The 19,706-nt window shown below is 52.3% G+C and carries 18 protein-coding genes and 1 pseudogene; 12 read left to right on the top strand and 7 right to left on the bottom strand.

Annotated elements, in window-relative coordinates; translation table 11 throughout:
- Positions 1 to 3 precede the first annotated feature (3 nt).
- The 6 genes from fabG (at position 4) to IPI86_RS22950 (ending at position 5,530) form a co-directional block, all read left to right on the top strand.
- A complete protein-coding gene (gene fabG / locus IPI86_RS22925; protein WP_345300357.1) occupies positions 4 to 762 on the top strand; it encodes a 3-oxoacyl-[acyl-carrier-protein] reductase in 759 nt (252 codons plus the stop codon).
- 78 nt (positions 763 to 840) lie between these two features.
- Entirely contained in the window at positions 841 to 1,191 is a 351-nt protein-coding gene (locus IPI86_RS22930) for an Asp23/Gls24 family envelope stress response protein (RefSeq protein ID WP_345300358.1), read from the top strand.
- Positions 1,192 to 1,195: 4 nt separating this feature from the next.
- On the top strand, positions 1,196 to 1,657 hold the full coding sequence (gene nusB / locus IPI86_RS22935) for a transcription antitermination factor NusB (protein ID WP_345300359.1): 462 nt from the start codon (positions 1,196 to 1,198) through the stop codon (positions 1,655 to 1,657).
- Between the two features lies 1 nt (position 1,658).
- Positions 1,659 to 2,060 (top strand): twin-arginine translocase TatA/TatE family subunit, encoded by a 402-nt coding sequence (locus IPI86_RS22940; protein ID WP_345300360.1) that lies wholly within the window; start codon positions 1,659 to 1,661, stop codon positions 2,058 to 2,060.
- Positions 2,053 to 2,979: a twin-arginine translocase subunit TatC gene (tatC, locus tag IPI86_RS22945; protein WP_345300361.1), complete on the top strand. Its 927-nt coding sequence runs from the start codon at positions 2,053 to 2,055 to the stop codon at positions 2,977 to 2,979. The genes IPI86_RS22940 and tatC overlap by 8 nt, the downstream gene beginning before the upstream one ends.
- A gap of 31 nt (positions 2,980 to 3,010) precedes the next feature.
- On the top strand, positions 3,011 to 5,530 hold the full coding sequence (locus tag IPI86_RS22950) for a carboxypeptidase regulatory-like domain-containing protein (RefSeq protein ID WP_345300362.1): 2,520 nt from the start codon (positions 3,011 to 3,013) through the stop codon (positions 5,528 to 5,530).
- 65 nt (positions 5,531 to 5,595) lie between these two features.
- Here the strand turns inward: IPI86_RS22950 and IPI86_RS22955 are convergent, their stop codons facing one another.
- Positions 5,596 to 7,116 (bottom strand): hypothetical protein, encoded by a 1,521-nt coding sequence (locus IPI86_RS22955; RefSeq protein WP_345300363.1) that lies wholly within the window; start codon positions 7,114 to 7,116, stop codon positions 5,596 to 5,598.
- Positions 7,117 to 7,218: 102 nt separating this feature from the next.
- On the opposite strand from IPI86_RS22955, the gene IPI86_RS22960 reads away from it, so the two are divergent.
- Positions 7,219 to 9,114, top strand: a complete 1,896-nt coding sequence (locus IPI86_RS22960; protein WP_345300364.1) for a penicillin acylase family protein — start codon at positions 7,219 to 7,221, stop codon at positions 9,112 to 9,114.
- A gap of 32 nt (positions 9,115 to 9,146) precedes the next feature.
- A pseudogene (locus tag IPI86_RS22965) lies at positions 9,147 to 9,824 on the top strand (penicillin acylase family protein); the annotation flags it as partial.
- A 6-nt stretch (positions 9,825 to 9,830) separates the two neighbouring features.
- Here the strand turns inward: IPI86_RS22965 and IPI86_RS22970 are convergent.
- The 5 genes from IPI86_RS22970 to IPI86_RS22990 all read right to left on the bottom strand — a co-directional run bounded on the left by IPI86_RS22970 (position 9,831) and on the right by IPI86_RS22990 (position 12,374).
- Entirely contained in the window at positions 9,831 to 10,196 is a 366-nt protein-coding gene (locus IPI86_RS22970; RefSeq protein ID WP_345300365.1) for a VanZ family protein, read from the bottom strand.
- A gap of 49 nt (positions 10,197 to 10,245) precedes the next feature.
- Positions 10,246 to 10,881, bottom strand: a complete 636-nt coding sequence (locus IPI86_RS22975; protein ID WP_345300366.1) for a DedA family protein — start codon at positions 10,879 to 10,881, stop codon at positions 10,246 to 10,248.
- 75 nt (positions 10,882 to 10,956) lie between these two features.
- A complete protein-coding gene (locus IPI86_RS22980; protein WP_345300367.1) occupies positions 10,957 to 11,235 on the bottom strand; it encodes a hypothetical protein in 279 nt (92 codons plus the stop codon).
- Between the two features lie 67 nt (positions 11,236 to 11,302).
- Positions 11,303 to 12,130, bottom strand: coding sequence for a tRNA 2-thiouridine(34) synthase MnmA (mnmA, locus tag IPI86_RS22985; RefSeq protein ID WP_345300368.1), 828 nt, complete (start codon positions 12,128 to 12,130; stop codon positions 11,303 to 11,305).
- Between the two features lie 25 nt (positions 12,131 to 12,155).
- Positions 12,156 to 12,374, bottom strand: coding sequence for a 7-cyano-7-deazaguanine synthase (locus IPI86_RS22990; protein WP_345300369.1), 219 nt, complete (start codon positions 12,372 to 12,374; stop codon positions 12,156 to 12,158).
- Between the two features lie 85 nt (positions 12,375 to 12,459).
- On the opposite strand from IPI86_RS22990, the gene IPI86_RS22995 reads away from it, so the two are divergent.
- Genes IPI86_RS22995 through IPI86_RS23010 form a run of 4 tightly spaced genes read left to right on the top strand, consistent with a single transcriptional unit; the run spans position 12,460 to position 17,630 of the window.
- Positions 12,460 to 14,049 (top strand): amidohydrolase, encoded by a 1,590-nt coding sequence (locus tag IPI86_RS22995; RefSeq protein WP_345300370.1) that lies wholly within the window; start codon positions 12,460 to 12,462, stop codon positions 14,047 to 14,049.
- Positions 14,050 to 14,051: 2 nt separating this feature from the next.
- On the top strand, positions 14,052 to 15,026 hold the full coding sequence (locus IPI86_RS23000) for an ABC transporter permease (RefSeq protein WP_345300371.1): 975 nt from the start codon (positions 14,052 to 14,054) through the stop codon (positions 15,024 to 15,026).
- A complete protein-coding gene (locus IPI86_RS23005) occupies positions 15,019 to 15,915 on the top strand; it encodes an ABC transporter permease (RefSeq protein ID WP_345300372.1) in 897 nt (298 codons plus the stop codon). Before IPI86_RS23000 ends, IPI86_RS23005 begins: the two co-directional genes overlap by 8 nt.
- A gap of 14 nt (positions 15,916 to 15,929) precedes the next feature.
- Entirely contained in the window at positions 15,930 to 17,630 is a 1,701-nt protein-coding gene (locus tag IPI86_RS23010) for a peptide ABC transporter substrate-binding protein (RefSeq protein ID WP_345300373.1), read from the top strand.
- A gap of 139 nt (positions 17,631 to 17,769) precedes the next feature.
- On the opposite strand, the gene IPI86_RS23015 is transcribed toward IPI86_RS23010, so the two are convergent.
- The gene (locus IPI86_RS23015) at positions 17,770 to 19,368 is read right to left on the bottom strand and encodes a von Willebrand factor type A domain-containing protein (protein WP_345300374.1); all 1,599 of its coding nucleotides are present in this window, start codon (positions 19,366 to 19,368) and stop codon (positions 17,770 to 17,772) included.
- Positions 19,369 to 19,706 lie beyond the last annotated feature (338 nt).

The following is a 19,706-nucleotide window of genomic DNA, read 5'->3' on the forward strand; positions in this document are numbered from 1 at the left end:
CTGATGTCACCCACCTTATCATTGGAAAACAAAGTAGCGCTTGTCACCGGCGGCTCACGCGGAATCGGGCGCGCCATTGCCCTCGAATTCGCAGCACGCGGTGCGGCTGTTGTGGTCAATTACAACAAATCCCCCGAATCGGCTGAAGAAGTGGTCAAACAGATCCAATCCGCAGGCGGGAAAGCCGCCGCACATCAGGCGGATGTATCCGACTTCAAGCAAGCCGAAGCGCTGGTCAAATTCACTGTGGAAACCTTCGGCGACTTGAGTATTCTCGTCAACAACGCCGGCATCACCCGCGACCAGTTGATCATGATGATGCCCGAAAGTGACTGGGACGCAGTCATCAACACGAACCTGAAAAGCACCTTCAATTGCTCAAAGGCCGCTGTCAAACATATGATGCGCAAGCGCGTCGGCCGCATCATCAACATGGCTTCCGTTGCGGGGCAAATGGGCAACCCCGGGCAAACGAACTACTCGGCCTCCAAAGGCGGACAGATCGCATTCACAAAAGCCCTCGCCCGCGAAGTAGCCACCCGTAACATCACCGTCAACGCTATTGCGCCGGGCTTTGTAGATACGGAAATCCTCGACGCCATGACCCCTGAAACCCTCGCAGCCGCGCTCAAAATGGTTCCGTTGGGACGCAAAGGCAAACCCGAAGAGATCGCATACGCCGTTTCATTCCTCGCTTCAGACGAAGCCGCTTATATCACCGGTCAGGTGCTGGGTGTGGATGGCGGCATGGCGATGATGTAATCCATTGATTTCGCCCTTCGACTTCGTTCCTCAAAGACCACACTCCACTCAAGGCGAAGTTACACACAAGGAGTACTCATGACAGAAACAAACACACAAGGCAAAACGACCGTATCACCGGATGTGCTCACCACCATTGCCCGCCTTGCCGCGCTGGAAGTGCCCGGCGTAAGCAGGCTGGCACCCATCTCCGGGGGAGTCAACCGCCTCTTCAAACGCGGAGCAGGCGACGGCATCCGTATTGAAACGGAAGACAACACTGTTTTCGCCGACCTGCATCTTGTCCTCAAGGCAGATGTCAACATCCGTGAGGTCAGCCGCAACGTTCAACAAAGCGTGGCACGCGCCATCCAGGAAATGGTCGGCATGGATGTCGGCCAGGTAAATATTCACATTGAAGATATCGATTACGAGGATAATGAGGCCTGAAAGCATGAAACCCCGAACCAGAGCGCGCTCCATTGCTCTGCAAGTACTTTACGAAACAGATATGGCGGAAAAGCACCTGCCCGGTGACGTGTTAAGAACACGCCTGGATGAAGCACCGCTTGCAGCAGATCTTGCCGAATTTTCAAGGCAGATCATTTTTGGCGTTCTTCCCCTTACCCACGATCTCGACCAATTGATCGCAAAGTATGCCCCCGAATGGCCGCTGGATCAAATTGCGGCCATTGACCGCAACATCCTGCGCATTGCCTTCTGGGAATTTGCCGTCTATCGGGAAACCCCCGTCAAGGTTGCGATCAACGAAGCGGTGGAACTGGCAAAACTATTTGGCTCCGACTCTGCGCCGCGTTTCATCAACGGTGTGCTGGGCACGCTCGCCGAAAACGTCAACGAGATCCAGCAGGTCATCAAAAACAGAATCGCCCACGAGACAAAGTTGGAATCATAAAATGGAAATCCTGGGAATTGGCACATCTGAATTGCTTTTCATCGTGATCATTGCGATCATCATCCTTGGTCCAAAGGATATGCAAAAAGCGGGCAAGACCATCGGCAAATGGCTGCGCAATATCATCACCTCCGATGGCTGGAAGATCTTTCAGCAAACCTCGCGCGAATTGCGGACCCTGCCCAACAAATTGATCCGCGAGGCGAATGAGGAATTAAATCAGATCGGGAACGATATAAACAGCGCCACCGACCCCGCCCGAAACTGGTCCAACACCCCAGGCAGGTCGCCACATCCTCAGGCTGTTCCTTCGGATTTCCCATCTAACAAGATTGCCCCTCCCGGTAGTGCCGCAGCCAAAGTAGTAAAAGAAAAAGAAGGCGACCCCGAACAAAATGCGTAATTTTCTTTTCGGCGTGTGGAAGGTCATCACCTTTCCGTTTCGCCTTGTCTTCAACATCATTGCCTTCCCATTTCGGAAGATTCGTCAATTCAACCAATTCCTGAACACCGAACCTGAAGAACATCCTCTGACGGAGGTCTTTGCCGACCTCATCAGCAGTTCAGATACCCGTCAGATGCTCTGGGAGCAGGTGGAGGCGCTCCGCACGCATTTATTGCGTGCAGTGATTTCACTGGTGATCATGGTATGCGTTTCCTTTCTATTCACGAATAAAGTCATTGAATTCCTCGCCATCCCCGTCGGCGGTTTGGATAATTTGAAGGCAATCGAAGTCACCGAGACCATCGGTGTTTTCATGCGCGTGGCGCTCATGTGCGGAATTGCGCTGGCCATCCCATACATCGCGTTTGAATTCTGGTGGTTTGCCGCGCCGGGGCTTCGTCCGCGCGAACGTAAAATGGGGCTGGCGGGAATTCCCATGGCAGCCATTCTATTCTTAAGCGGAGCCGCCTTTACATTCTTTCTGATGCTGCCCGCCGCGCTGCCATTTCTTGAAAGCTTCATGGGCGTCAAGACCGAGCTGCGTCCGGAATCTTATTTCTCGTTCGTGATCGGTTTGATGTTCTGGATCGGTGTTTCTTTTGAATTCCCACTGATCATTTATGTGCTGTCTGCGATCGGCATTATCAAACCGCAGATCCTTGCCCAGCAATGGCGCCTGGCTATTGTGGTCATCGCCATTGTGGCCGCCATGGTCACGCCGACTATTGATCCGGTCAATCAGGGACTGGTCATGGCTCCAATGATCCTCTTGTATTTCATCAGTATTGGCCTCAGCTACATCGCCTACGCCGGGCGAAAGCGCAACAATCTCGAAGAGCAGACCCATGCCGATGAAGCGGAGACAGGCCAAAGTTAAGCGCGAAGCGTTTTTTTATCCAGGAGAGAGAATGAAAAAGCCGTCAACCCTATCACGCCGCATGATCGTCGTGGTGCTCATGCTTGCCATTGTCGGGCAGGCGTGCACATTTTCACTGTTAGAAAATCCATTTACAACAGGCACATCCACACAAACACCCGGGGTTGCAGTACCTTCTGCCACACCACAGGCAATGGCACAGACCAATTTTGTGGTGATTCTGCCTGAGCCGCTTCAAGCCAATGAAACCCTCGTCATCGCGGTCATGGACGAAGTGACCGGTCTTGCATTCAGCAGTTTGCAATACCCGATGAGCGCCCGCGACTCGCTGACTTACACGGCGGTGCTACCACTGCCCTTTAACTCGGTTGTGAAATATCGTTACATTCGCCGCGGCGCCGCACAGGTGTTGGAAGATACCAGCCTGGGTTCAGAGATCCGCTATCGAATGTTTTATGTGGCAGGCCCCAGCGAAATACAGGATGTCATTTCCGACTGGGGTGACCGTTCTTATGTGCGCCCGATCGGTTCGATCCTTGGGCAGGTTTTCAATACGGATACAGGCTCACCGCTTGCCAATATGCTTGTCACTGCGGCGGGGGTGCAACAGTTCACCGATTCCAGCGGACGTTTCGAACTCGTGGGGCTGCCTACCGGCACACAGACCCTGCTTGTGTACAGCCCTGATGGTTTGTATCAACCTTTCCAACAAGGTGCGATGGTCGCTGAAAATAACGCAACGGTTGTGAATCTTCGTGTAAAGCCGATGCCGTTGGTAAATGTGACCTTCTCGGTTGTCGTACCAGAATCGACTGTGCCTGGTGTGCCCGTTCGCATTGCAGGGAATATTCTGCAATTGGGAAATACCTTTGCAGACCTTCAGGGCGGCGTCAGCACCAACCCAGACCGCATGCCCATCTTGAACCTTCAAGCGGACGGTCGTTATTCGGCAACCATGGCCCTGCCAGTTGGCACACATATTCAATATAAATACACGCTGGGTGACGGCTACTGGAATGCAGAACACAAATCGGATGGTCAATGGGTGCTGCGTGAATTCGTCGTCCCCGCCCAGGATCTTTCGATTCAAGATAGTGTTGAAACCTGGTCATTCGGCGACTCGCCGATTCTGTTCGAGGTCACTGTCCCCTCTGTGACGCCGCCCGGTGATATTATCTACATTCAGTTCAATACCTTCGGATGGATGGAACCGATCCCAATGTGGCCGCTCGGCAACAACCGTTGGACCTACAAGTTATACGGTCCGCTTAATATCCTCGGCTCTTTTTCATATCGCTATTGCCGCAACGGTCAATGTGGTAGTGCAGACGATGCTCAAACTGTCGGCTCTGCTCCTACTGGCAGGCAGGTTTCCACCAGCGTCATTGGACAGGATATTCAAGATACTGTGAACACATGGAAGTGGTACGAAAACCCTGAACCCATTTCGCTGGTCGGCGCAAACATTGTGCCGCGCGCTGGCGGGTTTATCGCCGGTGTGGAATTCCAAGCCACCTACCATCCCAATTGGTCGTTCTATGCGCCGCAGGGATTTGCCAACACGCAGGCCATCGGGGCCAACATGGTCATCCTGACCCCAAGCTGGACATTCTCCAGAGTCTCCCCCTTGGGCTTTGCACCTGTCCCTGGAATAGACCCGTTGTGGATCGACTCGGCCATCATGATCTCGCAAGCCCGCGCATTGGGGCTGAACGTCTCGCTCTTCCCCACGCCGAATTTTGAAACTCTAAATGGCCCGACCTCACTCAGCACGAACTTCTGGAAAGATGCGCCCAAGGATGCAGTGTGGTGGCAATCATGGTTCGCGCGCTACCGCACGTTCGCGGTCAACTACGCCGACCTCGCGACACAGACCGGCGCACAGACCCTCATCCTCGGCGGTGACTGGATTGCCCCGGCCCTGCCCAATGGAAAGCTGGCAGACGGGACTCCATCCAATGTCCCTGCGGATGCAGATGCACAATGGAGATCGATCATCGCCGAAGTGCGGACCCATTTCAAGGGTCAGGTCTTGTGGGGATTGCCATTTACAAAAGCCGCGATCGAAGTTCCCCTTGATTTCCTGCGTGATGTGGATGGCATTTACCTGCTCTGGTCTGCCTCCTTATCGTCAAACCCAAGCGCAACCAAATTGGATTACGCCAACGAAGCGGGACGTTTGCTCGATAACGAAGTTGCGACACTTGTATCGCTGTTGAATAAGCCGCTCATTCTCGCCATCGCCTATCCATCTGCCGCAGGTTCCGCCAATGGATGTGTGCCGAATGGACAGGGCGGCTGCCTCGATTGGACTGAATTGAACAGACCCAATGCCGATATCAGCTCTGCAATCTTGAGCCTGCAAACCCAGGCAGATATTTACGAAGCCATGCTCGCCACGGTCAATGCGCGCCCTTGGATTTCGGGCTTTGTCAGCCGCGGGTATTATCCGCCCGCAGCCTTGCAGGACAAATCTGCATCCATTCACAGCAAACCCACCGCCGATATTCTTTGGTATTGGTTTCCGCGCATGTTGGGGACGATCAAATAATCTTTTAAAGTAACTAAAAGCCGCAGAAGTCTATGACTTCTGCGGCTTTTTTATTTTTTTCTTATCTATTTCAAAACCGCATATCGTCCATTATCGAAGATCACGGAATACCCTGCCGACAGGAACATATCCACGGGAATCTTGGACAAATCCACGACCACATGTGTGAATTGCATGTCCATCGTTTTCGTCCATGCATTGAGGCAACTCATGTCTCGGCAGGCTTGAAGTACCGTCAGTTGCGCCCAGCGGGTATTAAATTCTCCCTGCAAAGCCCATTCCATCCCTTGCAAGGTGGTTTCGGAGTGACGATCTGCCATCGCAGGGAACCACTCTTGAACAGGATCGGTCATTACCTCTTCCTGACCCGTCAAAATAATAAATTTGCTTTCGGGTGGTGTGTTCTGTCTAACCCATGCCATCATATCCTGGGAGGGATATGGCAGGGTGAGGTTGCGAATCACATACGCATGGACAAAACATTCAAGCGATAAATAAAAAACGATCCCCAACAATCCCATGGATAGTCCCCGCCGATTGAACAACACTTCATCTGGCTCGACAATCCATTTTCGAGTGCGGAACCAGTTGAAGAATGCAGGAACCACGTCCATTAATCCATACGCCGCCAGCATGGGATACAAAAAAACGGAAGCCAGCGGAGAACTGCGCTGGTCAATAAAGTAAGGAAGAAAACCCCAAACGAGAAGGTCGTATCTGCGTTTGTAGATCGCCCAAGGCAGACCCAACAGCCAGAACAACGTTGCAAACGGAAGAATGGTCTGGCGTGCCAACAGGCTGGTGATCAAGGCAGATACCGAAACATTCAGATCACCGGATTGGCTGGCGGACAAAAACACATCCGCCCCATGCCGCGAAATGACCATCGCCCACCATGGCATCGTCAAAAGCAGAGTTCCAGAAGCGATCAAAACAGGGGTACGAAAAAGCCTTGGCGAAATTCCGCTAAAGAGCCAAAAGACCGCGCAGCCAATGACCAGCAACCAAGCAGCCTGCGGGTGACTCAAAATCGTCAACGCACAACAAAGGATGGCGTAAATCACCAAACGCCAATCGGATTCATGATAGGCGCGATGGACAAAATACAAACCCAGGATGAAGAACACAGCGCCCAATGCGCGCGTCAAACCGCCACCCATGAGATACCAGACGTAATTACCCGGAGCCAATGCAAAAAAGACAGTCGCCACTGCTGCACGCGGACGATTCCCCAACAATTCCAATGCCAGCAAATAAAACAGTGGAACCGTTGCAATGGTCAGAAAAGCGGGTAACCAGATCAGCATTTGAAATTCAGAGAGACCGAGCAACTCGAAAAATCCACCCAGATAAAGCCCCAACGGCGGATACGCAAAAGGAATTTCCGCGTGGTTGTACGATGTGAAAACGGGGAGCGCAAATTGATTTGCTTTTAAGTCGCGAATCATCACAGCGAACATCCCACCGTCATTGATGGGCAGCCCAGCCAAAGGTCCAGGGATGAAGCGCACGAAAATCCCAAAGAGGAGCGCCAGCCCGAGGATTGTCCAAGTCCACTCGTTTTCATCTACATGACGGGGTTTCATTTCAGATCGCATGTGATAAATTCTACCATTCGAAGTTTCCGTGCTATGCAATCCATTCACAGGTGGCTATAATCCATCAAATTTTTCCAACTCGGAGGAAGTATGAAAAAAGCAGGCAAGTTCATTGGGCGGATATTTATTGGGATCGTTATCCTTGCGCTTATTGCGGGCGCAGGAGGCGCGTTCTATTTCAAGAGTTATTTACCCAACACGGTTGCGCCAAAGTCTTTTCCGCAAATTGATGGAGAGATCACCGTGAGCGGATTGGACGGTCAGGTAGATATTTACCGCGATCAGATGGGCATTCCGCATGTGTATGCGTCCACACCGCATGACCTGTTCTTCGCGCAGGGGTATGTCCACGCGCAGGATCGTTTCTGGCAGATGGACTCATGGCGGCACATCGGCTCAGGCCGTCTCTCCGAAATGTTCGGCAGCGGACAGGCCGAAACCGATGCCTTCCTGCGCACACTCGGCTGGAAGCAAACCGCCGAAACTGAATGGGCACAGCTCGATGCAGATTCAAGAGCGATTCTCGAAGCATACACCGAAGGCGTGAATGCTTATCTCAAAGATCATTCAGATACAGCCCTCAGCCTCGAATATGCCGTTTTGGGACTGCTCAGCCCCGATTACGAGATCGAAGCGTGGACTCCCATCCATAGCCTCACTTGGGGCAAGGCCATGGCCTGGGATCTGCGCGGCAATATGGGCGAAGAGATCGAACGCGCCGTACTGCTCAAGACACTGACGCCTGAACAAGTGGCCCAGCTTTTCCCTGCCTATCCTGAAGATCATCCTGTCATCGTCAACAACATTGGCGAAGGCGGAGTAACCGCAAACGCAGGAAGCGAAGCGGCTCTCGATTATTCACAAGTGCCGTTTGAAAATATTTCAGAAAATGTAGCCCTGCTCGATTCCTTCCTCGGCCCGTGGAATGATGGCATCGGCTCGAATTCGTGGGCGGTCTCTGGTGAACTCTCTGAAACGGGCATGCCGCTGCTTGCCAACGATCCGCACCTCGGCATTCAAATGCCTTCCATCTGGTTTCAGATCGGGTTGCATTGCGTTGAAAAAAGCGCGGCGTGTCCCTTCGAAGTGGCGGGCTTTTCATTTGCGGGTGTGCCCGGTGTCATCATCGGTCACAACGCCGATATTGCCTGGGGCTTCACCAATGTCGGCCCCGATGTGATGGACTTGTACATCGAACGCATCAATCCTGAAAACCCGAATCAATACGATGTGAACGGCACCTGGGTTGATTTCGACACACGCGAAGAAGTCATCAAAATGTCAGACGGAACAACACAGACCATCACCGTGCGCAGCACACGCCACGGACCTGTCATCTCAGATCAATATGGTCCGCTCAAAGATGTGGGCGATCCTGAAGATACCGAATTCGTCCCCTTCAAAGACCGCGTCAGCAGTGAACTGCCCGAACAATATGCCATCGCACTTGCGTGGACGGCGCTGATTCCCTCCACGCCATTCGAAGCCATTTGGGGATTCGATAGGGCGCGCAATTGGGAGGAATTCCGCAAAGCCGCAAGCGGATTCCACGTGCCCGCGCAAAACCTCATCTATGCCGATATCGAAGGCAACATCGGCTATCAAATGCCGGGCGATATTCCCATTCGCAAAAATGGCGATGGCACACTGCCTGTCCCCGGTTGGACGGATGAATATGAGTGGCAGGGCTTCCTTCCGTTTGAAGAACTTCCCTACACCCTCAACCCCGAAGAAGGCTACATCGTCACAGCCAACAATCAGGTACATCCACGCGACTATCCATACTTCATCTCAGCCGATTGGGATTATGGTTTCCGCGCCAACCGCATCGTTGAAATGATCACCAGCGCCCCGGGCAAGATCGACATCGCCTACATTCAACAAATGCACGGTGACTCTTTCGACGCAAACGCACCTGTCTTCGTACCGCTTCTGCAGAAAGTGAAGAATTCGCATCTGATCTTAACCCCGCGCTTGATACGCTAAAGAATTGGGATTATCAAGACCGGGCAGATTCAACCTCCGCCGCAGTCTTCAACGCATTCTGGCGCGCCCTCCTAAAAAACACCTTCAACGATGACATGCCCGAGGAAAGATATTATCCCGACGGCGGCTCACGTTGGAACGAGGTCATGCGTCATATGGCAGAAAACCCCAATGATCCGTTCTGGGATGACAAGACCACCACCGACATCACCGAAACCATGGAACACATGATTAAGAAATCCTTCCCCGAAGGTGTGGCAGAATTGCAGGACATCTTCGGCAAGGACATGTCCAAATGGAAATGGGGCGACATGCATGCCTCCACTTTCCGCAACAGCACCCTCGGCGAATCGGGCGTCTTCCTGATCGAAGACCTCTTCAACCGCGGACCCTTCCCCACGAGCGGCGGCGAAGCCATTGTCAACGCCACGGGCTGGTCGGTGAAGGATGGCTACGAAACCAACTGGCTGCCCTCCATGCGCATGATCGTGGATCTGGGCGAATTAAACAACTCGGTCACCGTCCACACCACGGGTGAATCGGGTCATGCCTACCATCCGCATTATGCGGACATGGCTCCCATGTGGGCAGGCATTCAGTATTACCCCATGTGGTGGAATCAAGACTCCATCATCGGTGACGCCGAAGGTCATTTGATCTTGAAACCAACAAAAACGAATTCCCCCCCCCAAACGAAGAAAGAGTTTTGAAAACCTTTAGGGTCTTTTTATTTTCAACGCCACCCATCCCCCGGCAACCAGACCAATATAACCGGCCAGCAGATCGATCAGGTCAAACGTACGGTTCGCAAAGAACTTCTGCGAATACTCCTCCGCGCCGATGAGCAGGGCGAGGATCAGACCAATTGAAAGCGCCACCCGTTTCGGGTCAAAGCGAAGAAGCGAACGTATGGATGCGAGGGTGATGAAAAAGTTCAGGAGTCCGTACAGGATGAAGTGTCCCGCCTTGTCGCCGTATGGAAAATCATAAATAAAGTGAAGCGGACCCAGCAATCCGCGGTCTGCAAGGATGATGACAAGAACAATAAAAATCGTAAAAAGAACAGCAGCGTATTTCATCATAAAAAGTGTGCCGCGCCAAACAGATGGCGCGGCACACACGATTTCAAAATTATTTCTTCGCTTCCTTGCGGGCTTTCCACCACTCATAGAACATCGGCACCACAGAAACAAGGATGATGGCGATGATCACCAGCTCGAAATTCTCTTTCACAAAGGGAATGTTTCCAAAGAAGAAACCCATCAATGTGAAGATCAAAACCCACGAGATACCGCCAACAATATTGTAGGTGGCAAAATACGCATAAGACATTTTGCCAATACCCGCCACGAACGGCGCAAAGGTGCGCACGATGGGCACAAAACGCGCAAGGAAGATGGCCTTGCCGCCGTGCTTCTCAAAGAACGCATGGGTCTTGTCGAGGTATTCACGCTTGATCCACTTGATGTTGTAGGCGCGTTCGCCCAGATAATGACCGATGGAATAGTTCACCGCATCACCCAACACAGCCGCCACGATCAACAAGCCGACAACATACCATATGTTCAACGCGCCAAGCGCTGCAAACGTGCCCGCCGCAAAGAGCAGCGAATCACCAGGCAGGATCGGCATGATTACCAAGCCCGTTTCCACAAAGATCACGACGAACAAGATGCCATATGTCCATGTGCCATAATCTGAGATGATCTTGGCCAGGTACTCATCCAAATGCAGGAAGAGGTCAATTATGCTTTTTAGAAATTCCATTTTTTATTCTCTCTTTCGATAGATATCGGAGTTCAAAGTCTGGAGACCTTGAGCGCCGTTTTTAACGGGCGGGGATTATACACCGCTTTCTTTTTTGACATCGATCCTGCTCAGCCACTCGCCAGCCACCAGCACCAGCAGGCTGCCCACACTACCCATACCCAAATTCAACGAACCGAGCATCAGGAACGCCCAACCCTGCCACATACCGATCAACTGCCCAAGCGCAAACCCGAGAATGCTCAGGCCAAAAAATAACAGCAAACGCCAGCCGCCTCCGCCGCGTATAAAATGATAGAGCGCCCCATAAAGCATGGCAACCACCAAACCAAAGATGATCGTGGGAAGTGTCATTGCGTTCTCCGCCATTAATGATTTTCTCAATACCTAACTGATCACTTATTGTGACTACGCGCAAATTCTATTGGACGATGATTCCGCCGCCAAGCATCAACTCACCTTGATAGAAAACTGCCGCCTGACCTGCTGTGGCGTCCCGCACGGGCGCATCGAACTTAACCGAAGCCTGATCCCCATTCAATGGGCTGACCAGCGCCGGGACCTCTTTCGCCGTGTAGCGAGTCTTTACATCTGCGCGGAAGGGTTCGCTCGGCGCTTCACCGTTCAACCAGTTGACATCGCGAACGGTCAATTCAGTGGAGCCCAATTCATGCGCTTCACCGACGATGAGCGTATTGCTCGCGGCGCGCTTCGTCATCACATACAACGGCACAGGCGAGGCCACGCCGAGTCCCTTGCGCTGACCGATGGTGTAGTTTGCCAGTCCGTTATGTTCGCCGATCACTTTGCCTTCCGCGGTTTCGATTTTGCCAGGCTTTAACATTTCAGCGGCATTGCGCTGTAAAAAATTACGATAATCTTCGCCTGCCAGGAAACACAAGTCCTGAGAGTCTGCTCTCGAAGCAGTAGGCAGGCCAAAGTCCGCGGCGATGCGCCGAATCTCGGGCTTGGGATACTCCCCCACTGGAAAAAGCGCATGAGCAAGCTGCTCCTGTTTCAAGACATGCAAAACATAGGATTGATCCTTCGAGTGATCCACTGCGCGAAGCAACTCAATCTGTCCGTCATCCCCAGTCTTTCGTCTGACATAATGGCCTGTCGCCATGAATTCCGCGCCTAGGGCCAGCGCGTGATTAAGCAAAAACGTCCAGCGGATCTGACGGTTGCACATCAAACAGGGATTGGGCGTTTCGCCGCGCTCGTAGCCATCGAGAAAATATTGCACCACTGTTTCGCGGAAAACATCCTTCGCATCAATTACATAAAAAGGGAATGTCGAGAATGCCTGCCACGCGTCGCGCCTGCGCCATGGAATCAGGCGTGCAGCAGCGATTCGAATCCTCCTTGCCAGGCTCAGACCACAGGCGCAGCATCATGCCCGTCACTTCATAGCCCTGCTGTTTGAGCAGGGCCGCCGCCACCGAAGAATCCACGCCGCCAGACATGGCGACAACAACTTTTTTCTTAACCATAATGGACGTGATTATAAACTACTTGCATCTGCCCCTTAGTTAATGTATATTCGAAGCAATTATTCGAGATATTAAGGAGAGAAGAATGTCCATCAAGGCGGATCTGATCATTGAGAACGCAAATATTTTTACCAGCGATGCAAACAAGCCGCACGCGGAAGCGCTGGCTATAAAAGGCAATCGTATTGTTTTTGTAGGTGCGAATGAAGATGTAGGGCAATACAAGGACACCTCTACACGAGTCATCAATGGAATGGGACATACCATCACCCCCGGGTTCATCGACTCGCACTTTCATTTATTATGGGGTTCCATTTCGATGGGCGGCGCGCAATTATACGAAGTAAAAGGCTTTGATGATCTGCAAGCCACCCTGCAATCCTTTGAAAAGGAAAACAAGACCAGCGAATGGGTGGAAGGACGCGGAATTAAGTACAATATTATTTCTGGTCGTGACGAACTGGACAAGATCATTCCAGACAGGCCCGTGTATATTAATGCATATGATGGTCACACTTCATGGGCAAATACAAAGGCATTGGAAATGGCAGGCATTTTACAACCTGGTGTGGATGCGCCCGGCAATGGCGTGATCGTCCGTGATGAGAATGGAATGGCGACAGGCGAATTGCGTGAAACCGCCATGAACATGGTCTCGGACCTAATTCCCGAGCCCAGCGAAGCCCGCAAACGTGAATTGCTCATCAGTACCATCAAGAAGATCAATGCGACAGGCGTCACCAGCGTCCACAATATGAACGGCGAGATGGAAGAGATGATGTTCTACGCTGCGCTTGAAGACACAGGCGAATTGAATCTGCGCGTGTATGTGCCGTACTGGGTCAAGCCCGAAACCACGGAAGAAATGCTGAAGGAAGCCGCCGAAATGATGAAAATCCAGGGTGAATTTGCACGCGGCGGTGCGGCAAAATTCTTCATGGATGGCGTCTGGGAATCGTATACCGCCTTGAACGTGGATCCGTACGCGGATGACCCCGAGGCAAAGCCCGATGGCATTTACTCCCTTGAGCATTTCACCCGCATGGCGGCGTTGTGCGACAAAATGGGCTTGCAGATCTTTGTCCATTGCTGCGGAGATGGCGCGGTGAGACGAGTGCTCGATGGGTACGAGGCAGTTCAAAGGTCAAACGGGAAGCGTGATAGTCGTCATCGCGTCGAGCACATCGAGGTCATCCATCCCGATGATATTCCGCGTTTCACACAACTCGGCGTGCTTCCATCCATGCAGACCAGCCATGCGCCATTCAGCATGTCTGAGGGCGATGTGTGGCCGACGCGCGTCGGGGAAAAACGCTGGCCATTATCATTTGCATGGCGCAATATGAAAGAAGCAGGCAATAACATCGCCTTTGGAAGTGACTGGCCCGTGGCACCTTATGACCCGATGATCAACCTGCACGTCGGACTGAACCGCGAAAAATGGAATCCCACTGACCCCGACCAAACCCTTTCGCTGGAAGAACTCATCATCGGCTACACCCGCGATGCGGCCTATGCCGAATTCAAGGAAAATGAAAAGGGACAGATCAAGGAAGGCTATCTGGCCGACGTGGTCTTGTTCTCACACGACCTGTTTGCACTGGATCCAAAAGAAATCCTGACCGCCAAACCAACCATGACCATCGTGGACGGAAAAATCGTTTTCGAGGCCTAATCATGCAAACCTACGCCTTACGGCGAATCCTGCAAACCATTCCAATCCTATTCATTATCAGCATCCTGCTGTTTTTTTTGGTGCGCAGCGCACCAGGTGGGCCGTTGACTGCCGCACGCCGAAACCCGAACATCTCGAAGGAACAGATCGAAGTGTTGGAAGAAAAGCTTGGTTTGAACGATCCTCTCCCTGTTCAATACGGGCGCTGGCTGGGCGATATGTTTAACGGTAACCTGGGTGAATCGATCAAGTTCCGCCGCCCCGTTTCTGAAATGATCGGCGAACGCATCCCGAATACGCTTTTGTTGGTCGGTGTGGCATTCCTGATCACTTTAATGGTCGCCATTCCAATCGGAATATTATCGGCGCGAAAACCCTACTCGCTCTTCGATTACACCATGACCACAGTGACCTTCATCGGGCAATCCATTCCTGTGTATTGGTTGGGGCTGGGATTGATCGTGGTGTTTTATGTGGCTTTGAAAAATCCATTCACAGGCGAGCCATTGTTTCCCGTCGGCGGGATGAATGCGCGCGGCAAGGAAGGTGAATTGCTCGATACGATCTGGCATCTGGTTTTACCTGTCACCGCGCTGAGTTTGGGCTGGATCGCGTGGTATTCGCGTTTTCTACGCTCAAGTATGCTGGATGTGTTGCACGAGGATTACGTCCGCACGGCGCGGGCCAAAGGGTTGAAAGATAACGTGGTCTATTACAAGCATGCCTTGCGAAATGCTATTCTGCCGCTGGTGACTTTGATCGCACTTGACCTGCCCAGCCTGTTCGCAGGCGCGCTTTTCGTGGAGACGATCTTCTCGTGGCCGGGCATGGGTCGCCTATTTTGGGATGCCGCCAAGGGGCGCGATTATCCCGTCCTATTGGGCGTGGTGATGATCACCGCCGTGTTGATCATCGTCTGTAATATCCTCGCTGACCTGGCCTATGGTTGGCTCGACCCGCAGGTGAAATATGAGTGATGCCCCCCTCCCCCGCGAACAAAGCATGGGACGCATCGTCCTGCGACGATTTTTCAAGCATAAACTGGCAGGAATTGCCATTGGTGTGTTGTTGGTCCTTGTGCTTTTTTCGGTCTTTGCCGGGTTGAATTCATATAGCCCCACTGAACAGAATCCGACCAATAGCTTCGCCAAGCCAAATGCCGCGAACTGGTTCGGAACCGATGAACTCGGGCGCGATGTACTTTCGCGCATCATGTATGGCGGGCGTGTATCTCTGGCTGTGGGGTTGCTTTCCACGGTGTTGTCTATTTTCCTGGGCATCACTGTCGGCGCGTTGAGCGGATATTTCGGCGGCTGGCTGGATTCCACTTTAATGCGCGTGACCGACGCCTTTTTGACCTTCCCCACCATCTTCGTGCTGATCATCCTTGGCGCATTTTTGCGGGAACAACAACTGTTCATTTTGCAAAACAGCATCTTCGTGGTGATCATCATCATCGCCGCGCTTTCGTGGATGTGGCCCGCCCGTCTCGTGCGCGGACTTTTTCTGGTACTGCGCGAAAAGGAATTCGTGACCGCATCACGCGCATTGGGCGGGAGCAATTTCCGTATCATCGTACAGCATATTCTGCCGAATTGTGTGGGACCGATCCTGGTCAGCGGCACATTGCAAATGGCTTCGGCGATCATCACCGAATCAGGATTAAGCTATTTGGGGTTTGGCGTACAGCCGCCCACGCCCACCTGGGGCAGCATCCTTTCCACGGCGCAGAATCAAATTTTCCGCGCGCCGTGGCTGGGATTCTTTCCAGGCTTTATGATCTTTATCACCGTTATGGCGATCAACTACATCGGCGATGGCCTGCGCGATGCGTTTGATCCGTATGTGATCCATTCAGAAAAATAAAAGGAGAAGAGAGAATGAAAATAAAAATGTTCACCCTGCTTGTCATTTTGGGACTCGTGCTGAGCGCATGTTCCGGGGGAGGAAATGCCCCAGCAACAGAACCAGCCTCAAGCGGAGGCGGAACCGCTGTCCTCATCCTGCCTGAAGAACCGACCACATTGAATTATTATCTGGCCGATGCTGCGATCGTACGTCAGGCGGCGGATGCAACTTCGATGACCGGGCTGGTCACCATCGATGAGACGGGAAACTTCGTCCCGACTCTGGCGCAGGAAATTCCGACGACCGAAAATGGCGGCCTTTCAAGCGATTACTTGACAGTAACATGGAAACTCAAGGAAGGTTTGAAATGGTCAGACGGTGAAGCGTTGACTTCGGATGATGTCAAATTCACCGTGGAAGTTCTCTCCAACCCGAATTCAGGCGCATTGGTCGGCACAAGCGGTTTTGATTTGATCACCAAAACTGAAACGCCCGATGACACAACCATTGTCCTGACATACTCGGAAGCATACCCGGGTTATCTTGATCAATTTGCGTATGGATTGTTTCCGCGCCATGCCACGGGCAAGCCCGAAGAAATGGCAAGCTGGGAATGGAATCGCAAGCCTGTAGTTGCAGGCCCATTTGTTTTGAGCAGTTGGGAATCGGGCAAGAGCCTGAGCTTTACACGCAACCCGAATTATTACGAAGCGGGCAAGCCGTATCTCGATGAAATCGTTTTTGAGATCGTGCCTGAACCTGCCGCGCAAACCGCGATGATGTTGAACGGCGAGGCACAGATGCAGTTGTGGCCCGGTGAGTTCAAGGCCGATTACGATACCCTGCTGACCGGCAAAGCCCAGCAATATCTCATCCCTGGCATTTGGAACATGGCGATCGATTTCAACCTGAGCGCGCCGTTCGACGGCGACCCGACCGCCTCTGCGCCACACCCGATTTTGGGTGACATTCGCGTACGTCAGGCGATTGCCCATGCCATTAATTATCAGTCGTTGCAACAGGATGTTTTGAAGGGCAGTGTCGGAGATTCGACCAACCCCTTTGCATATGGCTGGTACAAGTGTGAACTACCGCGCCAAAACGGATATGATGTTGAAGCCGCCAATAAATTACTGGATGAAGCTGGCTGGGTGATGGGCGATGACGGAATCCGCGTGGCGAAGGGCGCAAAATATGCGGAAGATGGAACGCGCCTCTCTCTCGAACTGCAAGGGTATACGGCTTTCGATCCGCTGCAACTCACCGAGGAATTCATCGTTGAAAATTTGAAGGCCGTGGGTATCGAAGCCCGCATTCAGAATTACGACTTCTCGATCATCTTTGGCACCTTTGAAGATAACTCTCCGCGTGCCGTGGGCGATTACGATATGCTGATCTTTGACCGTGGCTTCACGACCGAACCTCAGGGTTACAACTTCGATGCGTATCATTCCTCACGCATCCCCACTGCCGAGAACCCCACAGGCGGAAATTACTTCCGCTGGGTCAATTCTGAAGTAGATGCCGCTTTGGAAACCGCAGGAACCAGCTTCGATTCTCAAACCCGCAAGGATGCCTACTGCAAGGTAGGGCAGGCCGTGCTCGATGAACTGCCGCAGGTGTATCTCTACCTCTTCCAGGATAACTACGGCATTGCAGATAACCTGACTGGTTATACGCTCAATACCTGGGGCAGCATGAGTTGGGGCGTGCAGAACTGGAAGTTGAAATAAGCAAGTAGACAGGTAAATATGTAAACAAGTGACAGTTGCCTTCAACTGTCACTTGTTTTTTTATTAATTCACCTGCATCGCGCTGAGCGTTTTTCGCGAACGAAGCCAAAGCATTGAGTTAAGAAGCGAAGATTATCGCTTAATCCAGCAACCGCCTCGCTTCACGGACCAGGTCAACGAATTCATCCATCACATCATCGCGGTAAAGATAATCAGCGATGCGGCGGGCTTCGTCGTAGACATCATCCATGGAGCTTTCTTCGGCCCAGTAACTGCCTTTCAAGATTTCAGCAAACTCAGCCACAACAACCGCGCGCTGGAAGTACGGGTCGGTCTCGCGGAAATCCGAGGAGATCTGGCTGGTGTCATAATCCTTTGATATCTCAACGACTTGATGTGTGTCGGGGTCTTCCCAACGCATGAGGACCGTGGCAATCCTGCCGCGTGCTTCTGGATACAACTTGACCTCATACAAAGCTGTGACGGAATGCCCCGCGCCAATCTCGCCTGCATCCACCGTGTTATCGCGGAATTCGTCATCGGCCACGGCACGGTTTTCGTACCCGACAAGGCGGTAACGCATCACGACCTGCGGATTGAAATCGACCTGCACTTTCGCGTCCAATGCGATGGTTTGCAGGGTGCCCGTGATTTCGTCAATGAACAATTTGCGGGCCTCGTCCACATCATCTACGTAGGCGTAGAAACCATCGCCGTTATCGGCGAGTTGTTCCATGAGGGTATCGTTGTAATTGTCCATGCCGAAGCCGATGGTGGTGAGCGTAATGCCTTCTTCCACGTAGTGACTGACTTCTCCGAGAATGGCATCGGGTCCGGTCAAGCCGACATTTGCCACGCCATCTGAACATAGGATCACCCGATTGATCCCATCGCGATTAAAGGCTTCCATGGCCATGCCGTAGCCGAGGCGCAGACCCGCCTCCGCGTTGGTGGCCCCTTCGGGTTGAAGACTGTAAATCGCGTCGAGAATCCGTCCAGAATCAGAACCAGGCGTCGGTTCGAGAACGACGCGGGCTTCTGATCCGTAGACGACAATGCTGACCGTGTCATTTCGATGCAATTGTTCGACGAGCAATTCCAGCGAACGTTTGACCAGGCCGAGGCGGTTGTCCATATCCATCGAACCAGAGACGTCGATCACGAAAGTCAGCGCGGCATCTTTGCGGTCTTCATCGGCCACTTCGTACCCTTGAATACCGATGCGCAGCATATCGTAGCGTTCGGTTTCGGTAAAAGGCGAGGGACCGCCATCAATGGAAATTCCAAAAGCCTGATGCGGCGGAGGCAATGCGTAGCCGTGATCAAAGTAATTGACGTATTCTTCCACACGCACAGAATCCTGGGGTGGAAGATTTCCATCCTGCAAATAATTACGCATGACAGTATACGAACCCGTATCCACATCCAACGCAAAGGTGGAAAGGTTGTCATCTTCGGTATCTATGGATGGATTGACGCCATAGTCTTCGAAGAACATGTCATATGGTTCGTTGTTCGATGGGGGTTGTTGCCCGTTCTGTTGTTGTTGCGGGCTGGAAGCAGGCGCTTCCGCGGCAGGTTCTTCCATTGCTGGTGCCTCGGTTGCAGCGGGCGACTCGTAGGAATAGTCTTGCGATGACGGGGCTTCGGTAGCCGCTGGCGCACCGCCGCCACAGGCGGACATAAACAGCAGCAACAGTAGAACACTAAAGCCGATGGCTTTGCGTAAGGGTTTCATTTTTCTTCTCCTATTTAGTTTTTTTATTTTTCAATACAGACAATAAAGAAGACCAGCAGGCGGCGTCCCGCTGTGCTTCAGAGATACCTATTAAGTCATAAGCCCTCCTTTCCATATAAGGCTGTCCCACCTCATCGCCAGTTTTGTGATATTGAATGGACGTATCGCCAAGGGGGAAAGTTCCCCCACCAAAACGACATGAGCCATTGTTGCATGAATCGAGTCCAAAAGTCAACTGATAGTTTTGATAGGAACCCAGGGAACAGGACACTAAAACTTGAAATCCATGTACAATAGCGCACGTTAAACTGACAGTTAAACCAGATGACAGTCACCCG

The organism is Candidatus Villigracilis affinis, assembly GCF_016705895.1.
Classification (GTDB): Bacteria; Chloroflexota; Anaerolineae; order Anaerolineales; family Villigracilaceae; genus Villigracilis; species Villigracilis affinis.